General features: G+C 71.5%; 18 protein-coding genes. 8 read left to right on the top strand and 10 right to left on the bottom strand.

All coding sequences use genetic code 11. The features are described 5' to 3' along the window. Window positions 1-46: 46 nt before the first annotated feature. Complete coding sequence (locus ACN26Z_RS07370) at window positions 47-568, bottom strand: septum formation initiator (protein WP_282239843.1); 522 nt, start codon at window positions 566-568, stop codon at window positions 47-49. A 103-nt stretch (window positions 569-671) separates the two neighbouring features. On the opposite strand from ACN26Z_RS07370, the gene ACN26Z_RS07365 reads away from it, so the two are divergent. The 3 genes from ACN26Z_RS07365 (at window position 672) to ACN26Z_RS07355 (ending at window position 3,300) form a co-directional block, all read left to right on the top strand. Further along, window positions 672-1,364: a response regulator transcription factor gene (locus ACN26Z_RS07365; protein WP_093401933.1), complete on the top strand. Its 693-nt coding sequence runs from the start codon at window positions 672-674 to the stop codon at window positions 1,362-1,364. After that, a complete protein-coding gene (locus ACN26Z_RS07360) occupies window positions 1,361-2,629 on the top strand; it encodes a sensor histidine kinase (RefSeq protein WP_282239845.1) in 1,269 nt (422 codons plus the stop codon). Before ACN26Z_RS07365 ends, ACN26Z_RS07360 begins: the two co-directional genes overlap by 4 nt. A 137-nt stretch (window positions 2,630-2,766) precedes the next feature. Further along, a complete protein-coding gene (locus tag ACN26Z_RS07355; RefSeq protein ID WP_421460377.1) occupies window positions 2,767-3,300 on the top strand; it encodes a PepSY domain-containing protein in 534 nt (177 codons plus the stop codon). A 71-nt stretch (window positions 3,301-3,371) separates the two neighbouring features. Here ACN26Z_RS07355 and ACN26Z_RS07350 read toward each other — a convergent pair whose 3' ends face one another. Then, window positions 3,372-4,259, bottom strand: a complete 888-nt coding sequence (locus ACN26Z_RS07350) for a sulfotransferase domain-containing protein (RefSeq protein WP_421460376.1) — start codon at window positions 4,257-4,259, stop codon at window positions 3,372-3,374. A 94-nt stretch (window positions 4,260-4,353) separates the two neighbouring features. Here ACN26Z_RS07350 and ACN26Z_RS07345 point away from each other — a divergent pair, with 94 nt between their 5' ends. Then, a complete protein-coding gene (locus ACN26Z_RS07345; RefSeq protein WP_421460374.1) occupies window positions 4,354-5,361 on the top strand; it encodes a beta family protein in 1,008 nt (335 codons plus the stop codon). On the opposite strand, the gene ACN26Z_RS07340 is transcribed toward ACN26Z_RS07345, so the two are convergent. The 5 genes from ACN26Z_RS07340 to ACN26Z_RS07320 form a co-directional block, all read right to left on the bottom strand. Beyond that, the gene (locus ACN26Z_RS07340; RefSeq protein ID WP_421460372.1) at window positions 5,345-5,626 is read right to left on the bottom strand and encodes an adhesin; all 282 of its coding nucleotides are present in this window, start codon (window positions 5,624-5,626) and stop codon (window positions 5,345-5,347) included. The two genes, ACN26Z_RS07345 and ACN26Z_RS07340, sit on opposite strands and share 17 nt — an antisense overlap. 192 nt (window positions 5,627-5,818) lie before the next feature. After that, window positions 5,819-6,136 carry a hypothetical protein gene (locus tag ACN26Z_RS07335; protein WP_170863297.1) on the bottom strand — a complete coding sequence of 106 codons (318 nt, stop codon included), beginning with the start codon at window positions 6,134-6,136 and terminating at the stop codon, window positions 5,819-5,821. Between the two features lie 91 nt (window positions 6,137-6,227). Further along, entirely contained in the window at window positions 6,228-6,575 is a 348-nt protein-coding gene (locus ACN26Z_RS07330) for a DUF1330 domain-containing protein (RefSeq protein ID WP_093401938.1), read from the bottom strand. Window positions 6,576-6,744: 169 nt separating this feature from the next. Then, window positions 6,745-7,284 (bottom strand): hypothetical protein, encoded by a 540-nt coding sequence (locus tag ACN26Z_RS07325; protein WP_282239851.1) that lies wholly within the window; start codon window positions 7,282-7,284, stop codon window positions 6,745-6,747. Between the two features lie 145 nt (window positions 7,285-7,429). Next, window positions 7,430-8,026 (bottom strand): pentapeptide repeat-containing protein, encoded by a 597-nt coding sequence (locus ACN26Z_RS07320; RefSeq protein WP_421460369.1) that lies wholly within the window; start codon window positions 8,024-8,026, stop codon window positions 7,430-7,432. 78 nt (window positions 8,027-8,104) lie between these two features. Here ACN26Z_RS07320 and ACN26Z_RS07315 point away from each other — a divergent pair, with 78 nt between their 5' ends. The 3 genes from ACN26Z_RS07315 to ACN26Z_RS07305 all read left to right on the top strand — a co-directional run bounded on the left by ACN26Z_RS07315 (window position 8,105) and on the right by ACN26Z_RS07305 (window position 11,572). After that, on the top strand, window positions 8,105-9,331 hold the full coding sequence (locus tag ACN26Z_RS07315; protein ID WP_421464555.1) for a serine hydrolase domain-containing protein: 1,227 nt from the start codon (window positions 8,105-8,107) through the stop codon (window positions 9,329-9,331). Window positions 9,332-9,377: 46 nt separating this feature from the next. Then, the gene (locus ACN26Z_RS07310; protein ID WP_093401942.1) at window positions 9,378-10,022 is read left to right on the top strand and encodes an NAD(P)-dependent oxidoreductase; all 645 of its coding nucleotides are present in this window, start codon (window positions 9,378-9,380) and stop codon (window positions 10,020-10,022) included. Window positions 10,023-10,129: 107 nt separating this feature from the next. After that, window positions 10,130-11,572 (top strand): M20/M25/M40 family metallo-hydrolase, encoded by a 1,443-nt coding sequence (locus tag ACN26Z_RS07305; protein ID WP_421460366.1) that lies wholly within the window; start codon window positions 10,130-10,132, stop codon window positions 11,570-11,572. Between the two features lie 40 nt (window positions 11,573-11,612). Here the strand turns inward: ACN26Z_RS07305 and ACN26Z_RS07300 are convergent, their stop codons facing one another. Both ACN26Z_RS07300 and ACN26Z_RS07295 read right to left on the bottom strand, forming a co-directional pair. Beyond that, the gene (locus ACN26Z_RS07300; protein WP_282239854.1) at window positions 11,613-12,077 is read right to left on the bottom strand and encodes a PPOX class F420-dependent oxidoreductase; all 465 of its coding nucleotides are present in this window, start codon (window positions 12,075-12,077) and stop codon (window positions 11,613-11,615) included. Window positions 12,078-12,096: 19 nt separating this feature from the next. Beyond that, window positions 12,097-12,726, bottom strand: a complete 630-nt coding sequence (locus tag ACN26Z_RS07295) for a DUF6642 family protein (protein ID WP_093402058.1) — start codon at window positions 12,724-12,726, stop codon at window positions 12,097-12,099. Between the two features lie 302 nt (window positions 12,727-13,028). On the opposite strand from ACN26Z_RS07295, the gene ACN26Z_RS07290 reads away from it, so the two are divergent. Then, window positions 13,029-13,817, top strand: coding sequence for a D-Ala-D-Ala carboxypeptidase family metallohydrolase (locus ACN26Z_RS07290; protein ID WP_421460364.1), 789 nt, complete (start codon window positions 13,029-13,031; stop codon window positions 13,815-13,817). A 91-nt stretch (window positions 13,818-13,908) separates the two neighbouring features. Here the strand turns inward: ACN26Z_RS07290 and ACN26Z_RS07285 are convergent, their stop codons facing one another. Continuing rightward, window positions 13,909-14,442 carry a hypothetical protein gene (locus ACN26Z_RS07285; RefSeq protein WP_093401945.1) on the bottom strand — a complete coding sequence of 178 codons (534 nt, stop codon included), beginning with the start codon at window positions 14,440-14,442 and terminating at the stop codon, window positions 13,909-13,911. Window positions 14,443-14,470: the final 28 nt, after the last annotated feature.

Genomic DNA, 14,470 nt, shown 5'->3' with positions numbered 1-14,470 from the left:
TTTGATCTGTTGATCATGCCATTGAACTGCGGTGATACCTGAACGCTCAGTCGTCGTCGAGGTCGACGGTGGGCACCCCGCCCGCGCATCGCACGGACAGCTCGTACTCGCCGCTCGGCCCGACGAACGTGACGTCTGCGTCGTCGTCCGGGCCACGATCGACGTCGTCGACCCGGTAACCCGGTCGGGCGCTCCAGGAAACCAGGTAGACCCCGCCCGGCACGCACTCGGCAACCGCGCTGCCGCCCACCGTGGAGAAGCCGCGCCGGTTGCCCGGCTCCGTGCCCGGGTCGGCCGGCGACACCGGGCTCGACGGCGACCCGTCCGGGCCGGCGTCGGTCGGCCCGGTGCCGGGCGACGGGGTACCCGTCGGCGCGCCACCGGGGGATCCGGGACCGGCCGGGACCGGATCGGCGAGCGCGCGGGCGATCTCCTCCTGGCTGCGGACCCCACCGGGCGTCCCAGTGAGACTCTCACCCACCAATCGGATCGCGGCGAGCCCGATCAGGGTGGCGACGACCGCGGTGGCCAGCCATCCGGCCACGGCGAGGAAGGTTCGACGGCCCATCACCCGACTATCCCCGATCACCGGTTGGGGCTACCTTCGGGCAACGCTAAGGGACGGTTAACGTAACCGGCCCACGCCGACCGCCGGGGATACCCTGCCTGCTGTGGCCCGCCTGCTGCTGATCGAGGACGACCTGACCATCCGTGCCCCGCTGGTGCGGGCGCTACGCGAGCGGGGACACGCCGTGGCCGCCGCCTCTACCGCGATGACCGGGCTGCGCGACGCCCTTGACGACCGCCCCGATCTGGTCGTACTCGACCTCGGGCTGCCCGACCTGGACGGCCGCGAGCTGCTGCGGATGCTGCGGGCTGTCAGCGTCGTCCCGGTCATCGTGGCCACCGCCCGCGACGACGAGCGGGAAATCGTCCAGGTGCTCGACGCGGGGGCCGACGACTACGTGGTCAAGCCGTTCACCGCCGCCCAACTCGACGCGCGGGTACGCGCGGTGCTACGTCGCGGACCAGGTGGACCGACGGAGGATCCGACGGTGGTGGTCGGTGGGCTGCGCATCGACCCCCGCTCCCGGCAGGTCAGCCTCGACGGCGCGCCGGTCGAGCTGACCCCGCGCGAGTTCGACCTGTTGCGGCATCTGGCCAGCCGGGTCGGTGAGGTGGTGACCAAGCGGGAGTTGCTGACCGAGGTGTGGCAGATCCCGTACGGCGGGGCGGACAAGACCGTTGACGTGCATCTGTCCTGGCTGCGCCGCAAGCTCGGCGAGAGTGCCCAGCAGCCGCGCTACCTGCACACGGTACGCGGAGTCGGGGTGCGGCTGGTCGCTCCGGAGGTCGGCGGGTGAGGGCGCGCCTGGCGCTGCTGGTGGCCGCGGTAAGCGTCCTCATCGTGATCGCTTTCCTGGTGCCGCTGGCGTTGCTGCTGCGCACCGCCGCCGAGGACCGGGCCACGGTACGGGCCACCGCCGACGCGCAGAGCCTCGCTCCCGTGGTGGGCGCCGCCGACGCGGAGACCGTACGGCTGACCGTCGAACAGCTCGCCGCCGAGTCGGCCCGGCCGGTCAGCGTGTTCCTGCCGGACGGCACGGTGCTCGGCTCGAACGCCACCCGTACCCCGGCGGTGGAGTTGGCCGAGCGCGGGCAGAGCCTCACCGCCGAGACGGCCGACGGCCGGGAGGTGGTCATCGCGGTGCAGGGCCGCACGGACGGCACCACCGTGATCCGCACCGTGGTGCCGCGGGCGGAGATGACCGCCGGCGTGGGTCGTGCCTGGCTGGTGCTCGCCCTGCTCGGAGCACTGCTGGTGCTGATCGCCCTGGCCGTCGCCGACCGGTTGGCCCGCACGCTGGTCCGCCCGATCAGCGAGCTCTCGGAGGTCTCGCACCGGTTGGCCAACGCCGAGCTGGACGCGCGGGTGAGCCCGTCGGGGCCGGTCGAGTTACGCGAGGTGGGTGGCGCCCTCAACCACCTCGCCGGCCGGATTCAGGAGTTGCTGGTGCACGAGCGGGAACAGGTGGCCGATCTGTCGCACCGGCTGCGTACGCCGCTGACCGCCCTGCGGCTGGAGGCCGAGTCGCTGCGCGACCCGCAGGACGCCGCCCGGGTGATCGACGCGGTGGACGGCCTTGAGCGGGCGGTCACCGGTCTGATCCGGCAGGCCCGCTGGCGTACGCCCACCGATGGCACGGTGATCGCCGACGCCGCGACCACCGTGGCGGACCGGGTCGCCTTCTGGTCGGTGCTGGCGGAAGAGACCGGCCGCGCGGTCGATCTCGACCTGGCACCCGGCCCGGTTCCGGTCGCCGTCGCCGCCGACGAGCTGGCCGCCGCGCTGGACGCCCTGCTCGGCAACGTCTTCGCGCACACCCCGGACGGCACCCCCTTCGCCGTCCGGCTCCGTGCCGTCGGCGACCAGGTGGTCCTGACGGTCACCGACGAAGGCCCCGGCATCACGGCCGACCTGGTACGCCGAGGGGCGAGCCAGGCCGGCTCGACCGGACTCGGGCTCGACATCGCCCGCCGGGCGGCCCAGGCCAGCGGCGGCCGACTGACCCTGGGCGAGCGCACCGGCGGCGGCGCAGAAGTGGAACTCTGGCTCGGCCGCGCGTAACCCCCGCCGCGCCCCGATCTGGGCGCTGTCGCTTCCGTGCGCAGGGCCGGTCTTAACCGGGGCTTAGGGTTCGGACAGCGCGCTGCTATCGCGGCACGGCCGATCCTCAATGCAACAACCGAGGAGAGGTGTAGACGATGAAGCGCAACCCCCTGATCCTGGCGTCGGTCGGCGGCGCGGCGGCGGTGCTCGCGGCGGCCGGGGTGTTCCTCGGCGTCGCGGCGGCGGACGACAGTCCGGCGCGGCAGACGACCCTGACCGCCGCGACCGGCGCCCCGACGACCGCGGCTGTTCCCGCCGACCCCACCGACCCCGCGACCGCCGACCCGAGCGGCACCACCACTGCCGGCCCGAGCAGCGCCGCAACCAGCGTTCCGGCGCAGACCCAGTCGGCGACCGAGGGTGACGCGGTAAGCCGGGAGCGGGCCGGTGAGATCGCTCTGGCACAGGCCGGTGGTGGACAGATCACCGAGACCGACCGGGACGAGGAGAACGGCCGGGCCGTCTGGGAGGTCGAGATCGTCAACGGCGGCACCGAGCACGAGGTCGACGTCGACCGGCAGTCCGGTGAGGTCGTCAAGGCCGAGCAGGAGCCGGTGGACGACGACCGGGACGACGATGACGACCAGGACGACGATGACGACGACGATGACGACCGGGACGACGACTGACCCGGTCGGCGGGCCGTAGCCGGCTCGATCAGCGCCCCGGAGCGGCACCCGCCGCACCGGGGCGCCGGCGTTCACGCCTCGGCACGGTGGAGCCAGGCCAGCAGGTCCGGCGGCGCCATGGCGGCGACCCGGGAGCGGTAGTGGGCGCGCGCCGCTGCGTCCAGCAGTTCGTCGCCCTGACCGGACCGACCGCTGCGGAAGAAGGCGCTGCGTTCCTTCAGCACGCCGGCGGCGTCGGGCGCGAGCCGGTCGGCGCGGTCCCGCATCCGGTCGAAGGTGGCCGCTTCCACCAGGTGCGGTCCGGGCGGTTCGAGGTCCAGGCGTTCGGCCAGGTGTCGCATCTGCCCGGTCAGGTCGGCCCGAAGGTCGTCGTAGTGGACGAGGTGCACGTTCGGCTGGTGCCGGCGGGCCCAGGCGTCGCGTAGATGCCACATGAAACCCGGCAGCGAATCCAGTTCGGCGCGTGGATCCGGATTCGCGTCGATCCAGCGTACGAGCGCCTGCTCGACCGACGGACGAGGGCTCTCCGGCTCCGGTGTCGCGGGCTGGCCGGTCAGCTCGGCGAGCCGGGCGCGATCCAGATTGGCACTTTGGTGGTGCAGCGAGACCGCCGCGTCGAGCGGATGGCGGGCCACCACCACGTAGTGCACCCGGGGATCAATCGGCACCCCGTCGAGCGGAGTGTGGGTCTTGATGAAGCGGCGGTGCCGCTGGGCGGCCAGCCGCGCGTACACCCGCTCCGGCGGCTCGACCAGCCAGTCGAGCCAGGGTGACAGCTCGGTCAGCGGCGCCGGCAGTTCCGGCGTACGCAACACCAGCAGAGCGCAGATCATCTGCATCCAGGTCGTCCCGCTCTTGGAGCGGGTGCTGATCACGATGTCTCCTGGACGAAAGGGAAAGCTCAGCCAGCGGGCGCTGTCCTCGTCGGTGGACCGGTACCGGGTCGGTGCGTCAGACACCACGCGAGGATAGTCAGGGAGTTGACACCTGCCCGCCGATTTCCCGCTGCTCCGCTCTGGGTGGTGGGTAATCGTCTGGCTACATTGAATTATGATGCCCGCCCCCGGAGGACGGGCGGAGGAGCCGGTCTACCGTCCTGTCCTCGCCGCACGGCGCGGGGAGCTGGAGGCGCTCGGCCACCTCGACGACGCCCTCGCCCCGCTGCTCAGCCCGATCCTGCAACTGTCCGAAGTCGACAAAACCGTCATCGGCCCGCTGACCCGACTGCCCCCCGGGCTGCTTCCCGCCGTCGACATCGGCGCCCTACCCGACACCACGGCATCCGCGTTGGCCTGCCGGGGCGTACCGCTGGTGCCGGTGATCGGCCTGACGGACGGTGAGCGGCGGTTGGCGGCGCTCGGTGCCACGGCTCGCGCGCAGACCCAACGGGGCGTGGTACGCCTGCGGCTACGTCAGGATCGGGCCGGCCCCGACGCCACCACCACGGCCGTGGAACGGATCGGCAGACACGCACGGCTGGCCCCTGAGCAGTGTGATCTGGTCCTCGACTGTGGTGACGTGTGCTGCCCGGCCGACGTCCGGCTGGCCGAGCCCCGGGTCCGGCGGATGCTGGACTGGACCCGCCGGCACGCCTGGCGTTCGGTGAGCGTGGTGGCCGGCGGCATGCCGCCGGCCCTGTCCCGACTGCCCATCGACGAGCCGGTACGGGTGGATCGCTGGGACTGGCTGCTCTGGCAGCGGCTGGCCGACCTGGGTGTCACCTTCGGCGACTACGGCGTGGCCTCGGCGGCCGCTGCCCAGCCGGCCGTCGACCGGCACCTCACGGTCCCTTACACCGGCGACCGCGCCAGGTTGATCCACCGCTGGTCGCGCCGCCGCGGGCAGGGCGACCAGCGGATCGCCGACCTGTGTCGCACGCTGGTGTCGGGCCCGCACTGGCCGGCCACGGGCGCGAGCTTCTCCTGGGGCGATCAGGAGATCGCGCGCCGAGCGAGGCGGGGTGCCGGGGCCGGCTCGGCCACCAACTGGATGGCGTGGAGCACCTCACACCATCTGGCCCACGTACTGAACGCGCTGGCCCGAGCTACTCCTTCTCGGTGAACCCGAACTGCACGACACCCTCGTCGTCGACGGTCGCGTCGACCGAGGCATCACCGAGCAGGTCGGCCGCATCGGAATCGAGGAAGATCCGGGCACCCTGGTTGTCGACCACGTGGTCGCCCTCGGTCGGCGCGGGCACCAACTCGACGGTGAGCGAGCCGGCGGTGGTGTCCGCGGCGATGCGTACGCCGCCGCCCTCGGAGACGTCCTGCTGCGCGGCGAGATCACGGATCACCAGGACGGCATTGTCGGTCATCGTGAGCATGGTGGGACTCCTCGTGGGTTTCTGGCTCCCAGGCGGTGCCACCCACCGCCACATCGGGGCAGCTCAAGGCCCCTCCAGGCCCCAACGTTGCCCGCTGTCGAGGCGTCCGTCAAATAGAGCGATGTCAGCGCGACACAAGGCATGACGGCCGGTTGTACGGGTATTGGAGTGGGTTACGGCTCCTCACGCCGCTCAGGCCGGCGGCCGGGGCGGCAGCGGGGCAGCGGGATCACCGCGCTCGATCAACGCGGCGATGTCGGCGTCGTGCAGACCGCGTAGCGCGAGCACCCGGGTGCCCCACCGATGCAGTCGGCACGGGTGCGGGCTGGCGTCGTTGCGGCAGACCGTGCCGCCCGACCAGCGTCGTGGCGCGTGCACCACGACAGCCCGCACGGCGAACTGGGCATCCTCGGCGGTCACGTACGGCGGCAGCGGGATCTCCCGCAACCCCACCCCGGACCGCTCACCGGTGGGCGGAGCGGGACGGACGGTACTGCTGCTGCTGTTCATCGGCCTGGCCTCCACACAGGACGGTCGAACACGGACAGCAGGACGTTACGACCCGGTGGACCCGGAGTGACGGACAAACTGTCCCGTGGGTTCAGCCGGTCGCCGTCTGCGCCCGCAGCGCCGCCGCGGTCCGGCCTGGGTCATAGCCCGGTCCCACCCCGTCGAAGATGATCGCCGAGGCGTCGATGTGACGGGTACGCAGCGGCAGGATCTCCTGGTAGGCCGGCGAGTCGTACCAGGCGTGAGCCTGCTGCCGGTCGGGAAACTCGAGGATGACCACGCTGCCCGGCCACTCACCCTCGCGTACGTCCACCTCCGGGCCGTGCACCACGAACCGGCCGCCGTACGGCTCCAGCGTGGCCTGGATCCGCTCCAGGTAGGTCAGAATATCCTCGTTGACCTGCGGGTTCCGCAGGTGCGCCAACGCGAAAGCGGGCATCGTTCGTCCTCCCCTGGTCGTCGTCGTAGGCCGGCCAGATGGCGGTCATGACCGACCACAGCCGCGCCTTCGCCCGTGGCCGTTCTCGCCTCGGTCGTCGGGACGGTCGCCGACCAGGCTACTGCGGAAGCGGACCGCCGGTCGGGCAACGACCGGCCGGCGGCCCCGCTCAGCCGAGCGCCGCGGTGAGCCGGGCGATCTGTGCGGCCTCCGTGAGCGTGCTGCCCTGACCGCGGACGTACCGCACAGTGCAGAAGAGCGTCACCCGATAGCCGCCCACGATCGCCGCGACGGTGGTGCCATCGCAGTCCGGACCGCCGGAGAGCCGCATCGTCACGAGTTCCCGGGCCTCGGCTGCCGCGTCCGTGAGGTTGCTGCCGAAGCTGTTGGTGTACGACCCCGGGCAGTAGATCTGCACGTCGAACCCGCCCACCAGGGAGTCGATGAGCGAGCCCCGGCAGCTCACGCCGTAGGTGAGGTAGAGCTGGTACAGACGCAGCGCCTCCAGGTTCGCGTCGGTGAGCGTACGGCCGAAGCCGTGGATGTATCCCGCGTCGCCACAGCGGAGGGTGACCCGAAAGCCCCCCACGATCGCCTGAGACGACGAGGTCGAGCAACTGGCGGCCGCCGTTGCCGGCCCCACCGGTACCACCACCGCGACCACGGTCAGCACTGCCGCGACGAGCGCGGCCTGAACGGTACGGATCATCGGACGCCAATCCTCCATGAGTCGGAGTCGATGTACGGACGGCCAGGCGATACTGGCTGCATCAACAATTAGAGGCGTCGACAGCCGAGACACCGAGACTGATTCGCATAGACGACAGAGAATTTCATGTCTTCGCCACGACGGCTCAGCCCCGGATATCGAAGCCCAGCGCCCGGGCCAGGGTCGCCGCCTGCATCACGTCGATGACCGCCCCGACGCGGTGCACCACCGTGGGATCCAACCCGGCCAGATCACTGCCGCGCAGGTCCGCACCGGAGAGCCGGGTGCCGCGCCACTGCACGTCGGACAGGTCGCACCCGGTCAGCGACGCGCTCGTCAGGTCGGCCCCGGACAGGTCGGTCTCCCGCATCCGTACGCCGGTGAAGCGCGCGCCGCGCAGGTCGCCACCGGCGAGGGTGAGGAACGACCAGTCGCCTCCGGTCACGGTCAACGGCCGCAGGTCACAGCGGTCGAAGGTGCTGCCCAGCAGCTTGCAGCCGGTGAACTCCGCCTCGAAGAGGTTGCACCGGACGAAGGCGCACCGGGTGAAGGCCGAGTCGGTGTGCCGGGAGACGTTGAACGCCACGTCGCCGAAGGTGCAGCCCTCGAAGATCGCGCCCCGACTGGTCGCCTCGGTGAGATCCACCCGGTGGAAGGTGCAGTTGACGAAGTGCCGGTCGGCCAGGTCCTCGGCGTACCAGTCCTCGTCGTGGAAGGTGACGTCCTCGGTCGGCTCCGGCATGTCCCGCAGGCTAACCAGTGACCCCGACAACATGCCTTCCCGCCGCGCGTACCGGCCGGTAGGTTCGCTGAGGTGAGCATGGCACCCAGCATCGAGCCGGAGCAGGTCGGATTCGACCCGACGCGGCTGGCCCGGATCGACGAACACTTCGCCGGCTACGTCGACGCCGGCCGGCTCGCCGGCTGGCAGGCGGTGGTCACCCGGCGCGGCGAGATCGCGCACAGTTCGACGTACGGGCTGCGGGACCGCGAGGCGGGTACGCCGGTGCAGCCGGACACCCTCTGGCGGATCTACTCGATGACCAAGCCGATCACCTCGGTCGCGGCGATGATGCTGTGGGAGGAGGGCCGCTTCGAGCTGACCGACGAGATCGGGCGCTGGCTGCCCGAGTTCGCCGACATGCGGGTCTACTCGAAGGGTTCGACGCTCAAGCCGTACACCGTGCCGGCGATCGAGCCGATCCGGATCTGGCACCTGCTCACCCACACCGCCGGGTTGACCTACGGCTTCATGCAGACGTCGGTGGTCGACGGGTTGTACCGGGCCGCCGGCTACGACCTCTACCCACCGGCCGAGGTCGACCTGGCCGACGCCTGCCGGGTCTTCGGTGAGCTGCCGCTGCTGTTCCAGCCCGGTACCGCCTGGGGCTACTCGGTCGCCACCGACGTGCTCGGCCGGCTGATCGAGGTGGTCTCCGGGCAGAGCCTGGACACCTTCCTGACCGAACGGATCCTGCGTCCGCTGGGCATGGGCGACACCCGTTGGCACGTCGACGGCGCCGACGCCGAGCGGCTGGCCGCCCTGTACGTGCCGGATCCGGCGTCCGGTCGCGCGGTGCGGCACGACGCGCTGGGCGCGCTGGCGTACGAGAAGCCGGTGCTGCTCTCCGGCGGCGGTGGGCTGATCTCGTCGGCCGCCGACTACCACCGCTTCACCCAGCTGCTGCTGCGCCGCGGCGAACTGGACGGCACGCGTCTGCTCGGTCCCCGCACGGTGCGCTTCATGGCTCGGAACCACCTGCCCGGCGGGCAGGACCTGGGCACGCTGTCCACCGGCGGGTTCGCCGAGACAAACCTGGACGGCATCGGGTTCGGTCTCGGCTTCGCGGTCGTCGACGATCCGGTACCGAGCCGGGTGCCGAGCAGCGTCGGCGAGTACTACTGGGGCGGCGTGGCCAGCACCGCGTTCTGGGTCGACCCGGTCGAGGAGATCACCGCCATGTTCTTCACCCAGCTGATGCCGTCGAGCACCTGGCCCATCCGGCCGCAGCTACGCCAGTTGGTCTACTCGGCGCTCGTCGACTGAGCCGTTCCGCCGACACCCACCCGACCGAATCCCTAGCCTGGGAGGCGTGGTCAACATCGTCGTGTTCGGTGCGGCCGGCACCGCGGGTTCCCGGATCGTCAGGGAGGCGTTCAACCGAGGGCACCGGGTGGTGGCTGCGGTACGCCGCCCCGAGGCGGACGCGTCGTACCTGCCGGCCGGGGTTCGGGTCGTCACCGGTGACGCGACGAGTGAGCGGAGTGTGCGGGAGCTGGCGCCGGAGGCGGACGCGCTTGTGGTGGCGATCGGCGGCGGCGACCGTACGCTGTGGCCCGACGCGGCGCGGACCCTGCTCGCCGCGTTGCGCGGAATGCCGGCGGCACCTCGGGTGATCCACATCGGCGGCGGCGCCACCCTGCTCAACCCCGCAGGTGGCCGGCTGCTGGACGACCCGGACTTTCCCGACGAGTACCGCGACTCCGCGTTGGGGCAGGCGGAGGCCCTGGACCTCTACCGCTCCTCGGCCGACGGGGTGACCTGGACGTACGTCAGCCCGCCACCGCTTGAATTCCACCCGGGCGAGCGCACCGGCCGATACCGCACCGGCACCGACCAGCCGGTGACCGACGCGCAGGGCCGCAGCGTGCTCAGCTACGAGGACCTGGCGGTCGCGGTGGTCGACGAGATCGAGAACGGGCGCTTCCGGAACATGCGCTTCACCGCCGCCTACTGATCTCTGATCTTGAGCGCCGGCAGCTCGCCGGATAGATTCGAGTCTCTGTGACCCGGGCGTCACACCCCTGACGCGCGGGTCGGACCTCGAATCAGGAGGGCGCCGTCTTGGCCTCGCTCGACGACACCGTGACAACCCCGCACGAATCGTCCCGCACCACCGGATCAGGTTCGCTCAACCGGCGACGGATGTTGACCGTCGCACTCGGTGGCGCCGCCGCCGTGACGCTGCCCGCCCCCGCCTGGGCGTCCGCCGACCGGCGTCCGGGCGCGCACCGGCCCCCGACCCTCACCCCCCACGACCGGATCGTCGTGGCGCAGCTGTCGGCAGAGCGTGCCCTGCAACACCTGAAGGTGCTCTCCGAGGACATCGGCCCACGCATCGGCGGCACCGACTCGGAGCGCCGGGCGGCGCACTACATCGCCGGCCAGCTCGACCGGCTGCGCTACGATACCACGCTGCAACCCTTCCCGGTCGCCGACAAGTTCCTCGCCCAGCTCAGCTCGCCGGCCGGGCTGCCTCGGGACCTGAACTGGCAGGTCGGCGCGAGCGGACAGGCCGCGTTGGACACCAGGATCACCGCGCCCGTGGTCGATGTCGGCGCGGGTACGCCCGGCGACTACCCGGCCGACGTCAGTGGCCGGATCGTACTTGTGGACTATGTCGCGGCCCAGCGCGAACAGCTCGCCGCCACCGCCGTGGCGGCCGGGGCGGCAGCCGTGGTCTTCCTGCCGGCCGACCTGGTGGTGCCCCGTCGCGCGTCGGCGTTCTCTCCCACCCTGCCCGGCTCCGCCGCCGCGCCGCTGCCGATCCCGGTCGTCGGGGTGGCGCAGGCGCAGAAGCACCGGCTGCGTGCGTTGCTGGCGGCCGGGCCACTCACCCTGACCGTCGCCACCACCGCCCATCGGGGGTTGACCTCGCACAACGTGTTCGGTGAGCGACGCGGCCGGGCCGGCCGCAACGGTCCGGTGGTGATGGTCAGCGCGCACTACGACTCGGTCATCGGCGCGCCGGGCGCCAACGACGACGGCTCGGGCACCGTGCTCTGCCTGGAACTGGCCCGGGTGTTGAGGGCGGTGCCGATCAACGCCACGGTGCGGTTCGCCCTGTGGGGCTCGGAGGAGCAGGGGTTGATCGGTTCGCGCTACTACGTGGCTCAACTGCCCCAGCCCGAGCGGGACCGGATCCTCGCCGTCTACCAGAACGACATGGTCGCCACCAGCTGGGACCCGGCGACCCGGTACTGGTTGTTGTCGTTCACCGGCGAGAGCAACCGGGCCACCGACGAGGTCTCCGCCGCCGCCCGGCGGCTCGGCTACGAGCCGCGGATCTCACCGGTGACCCAGCGCGGTGCCAGCGACCACCAGTCTTTCCAGGAGGTCGGCATCGCCAGCGCGAACTTCTCCTGGCGCGGCGAGGAGTCACCGGCGTTGCTGGAGCCGCCGTACCACAGCCCCGAGGACACCATCGCCAAGAACATCAGCCTGGAACGGCTCCAGGTCTCGATGGAACTGATCGGCTGCGCCGCGTACGCGACGGCTCGGCGCTGAACCCCGGCGGGGCGCGGCACTTCGCCGCGCCCCGCCCGGGTCAGTCGGCCAGTCGAGCCGGAAAGCCGCCGGTCGCCACCGGCCCCCACCCGGTGATGGTGATCCTGATCAGGGACTTGCCCTGCCGTCGCATCGCCGCCCGGTACTCGTCCCAGTCCGGGTGCTCGCCGGAGATGCTGCGGAAGTACTCCACAAGCGGTTCGAGGGCTTCGGGCAGGTCCAGCACCTCGGCGGTGCCGTCGACCTGCACCCACGGGCCGTTCCAGTCGTCGGAGAGCACACAGGCCGACACGCGGGGGTCGCGGCGGATGTTGGCGACCTTCGCGCGCTCCGGATAGCTGGAGATCACCAGCCGGCCCTCGGTGTCCAACCCGGCGGCGACCGGCGAGGACTGCGGCCGGCCGTCAGCGCGGGTGGTCATCAGCACCACCCGGTGCCGGGGGCGGAGAAACTCGACAAGCTCGTCCCGGTCGACCCGGGTGTTGCGAGCGATCATGCGTGCCATCGCTCGTTTCTACCAGCACTCAGGCGTGCTGACCGGCGGACGGCTGGCTGGGCACGCGGGGGCGCAGCGAGGGTCGCCAGGCCCGGCCGTTGGCGTAGATGATCCGGAAGCCCAGGTACGAGGCGAGCGGCGCCCAGTGCGCCGAGCCCATCCGCAGCTCGGCGGCGTTGTGCCGGCGGCCGTTGGCGAGCACGTCGAGCAGGACGGTCTCGAACGCCGCTGACTCGACCCAGTCCACCTCGCGGGTGAAGCCGCAGATCAATGCGGCGCCGGTGACGTCGAGAAAGTCCCGCAGCACCGGCTCGGGCGCGCGCAGCACCGAACAGCTGCCGAAGTAGAGACGGCGCCCCTCGCAGCGCCCGGCCATCAGGTCGGCCACCTCGGTGAGTTCGACCGAGTGCCAGTCGGTGAGGCACAACCGGTTCGGTTCGCCGTGCATGGCGAAGAAGCCGAGCCGATGGTCGGCGTACTGCTTCAGCAGCCAGCGGTCGATGAAGTAGAACAGCTCGTCCCGGGTGGCCGCGTCCTTGTGAATGAAGCGGACCTTGCCCAGCCGTTCGAGCAGTTCCAGGGTGGGCAGCACGGACCCGCGCTCGTTGAGATCCCGGTGCCACTGGCCCTCGACGCAGAAGATGCCACCACGCGCCACGCCCACCTCCCCGTCCTCGCCGGCGCTGACGTTACCGGGCCGGTCGACCGGGAGAACATCACCCTCCGTGTCACCGGTTGCGGCATTCCGCACTGAAGTGGCTTCTCTACCGCCCCTAGGTACCGATTGCCGGATTCATAAACGGGCCCAATTCCCAGCCAATGCTCAGGTACGGTGAATTGCGAGGACAATTCTCGTTTATCCCCTCCAATCGGCTGCCCCGGTGCGAGGGTGGATCCACGGGACAGCCCGGTCGAAGTCCCGGAGGCCATCCCATTCACTCTCCTATCGGGAGGACTTCTGTGCGCGTACACACCTTGAAACGGGCAGTCGTCGCCCTCGCCCTGGCCCTGCCGGGCGCCGCGATCGCCTCGGTGGTCGCCGCGCCAGCGGCCCATGCCGACGGCTGCTACACCTGGGACCGCAACCTCTACCAGGGTCGCTCCGGCAGCGACGTGCGGGAGCTGCAACTACGGATAGCCGGCTGGGCCGGCAACAACAACGTCGTGGAGCTGGACGGACGGTTCGGCCCGAAGACCGCCGCCGCGGTTCGCCGCTTCCAGTCCGCGTACGGCCTCCGGGTCGACGGGATCGCCGGCCCGCAGACCTTCCGGAAGCTGTACCAGCTCCAGGACAACAACTGCACGCCCCGGCACTTCGCCTACCGCGAGATGGACGACGGCTGCGGCGGCAGCGGATGGGACGGCGGCCCGCTGAGCACCGCCCAGACGCGGCAGAACGCGCTGCGCACCATGTGGAAGCTTGAGGCGCTGCGCAAGAGCCTCGGCGACCAGCCGCTGATCGTCACCAGCGGGTTCCGCAGCCGCACCTGCAACAACCGGGTGGGCGGGGCGTCGGACAGCCAGCACCTCTACGGCAACGCCGCCGACCTCATCTCGAACGACAGGTCGCTGTGCCAGATCGCCCGCCAGGCCCGCAACCACGGCTTCAGCGGCATCATCGGGCCCGGCGTCTCCGGCCACAACACCCACGTCCACGTGGACTCGCGGCGGGAGAACAACCAGGACCGCAGCGCGAACAACACCTACTGGGCGGCGCCCAACTGCGGAATCCCCGCCGGGAACCGCTGATCGCAGCATGCATCGCGACGCCGGCCCGGGCGCGGGCGGGGAATGACCCCGCGCTCCGGGCCGGCGTCGTACCGCCGACGGGCGAGCCCGCTCAGCTCGCCCGCGGCCAGCGCGGCGCGGTGGCGGGGGGTGCCACCGGCCGGCCGGAGCCGGGCGCCCGCACACCGGTACGCCCAACCGGTGCGGCCACCCGGGGCGCCGGGCCGCGCGCCGGGTATCCGGCGGCGCGCTCGGGTCGCCCGGGATGCCCGGCGGCCCGCGGCGGGTAACCGGCGGCCCGGTCGGTGCCCGCCGGACGCGCGGCGGGGGTACGTCCCGCCGACGGGCCGTTGATCAGGAACGGGAACGGCACGTGCACGAACGGATTGCCGTGCCGAATGAGGGCGTCGAGCTGTCGCTCGTTGAGCCCGTGGTTCAGCAGTACCTTCCGACCCCAACGATGCAGCCGGCAGGGGAACCGGGCGCCATCGTTGCGGCACAGCGCCCCGGACGGCCACTCCTCGGCCGCGTGCACGACCACCGCCCGGACGGCCAGCCGGACGTCCTCAGGGGTCAACGGCGTCGGGACCGGCAACTCGCCCAGAATCTGATCGATGGGATCCGTCGACTGCTCATCAACTCGCACGGCAGACCTCCCGCAGCTCCGGTAGCGG

It is taken from the genome of Verrucosispora sp. WMMD703 (genome assembly GCF_049178935.1).
Classification (GTDB): domain Bacteria; phylum Actinomycetota; class Actinomycetes; order Mycobacteriales; family Micromonosporaceae; genus Micromonospora; species Micromonospora sediminimaris.
Note: the sequence above shows the minus strand (reverse complement) of the source record. Positions and strands in the feature narration are given on the sequence as shown.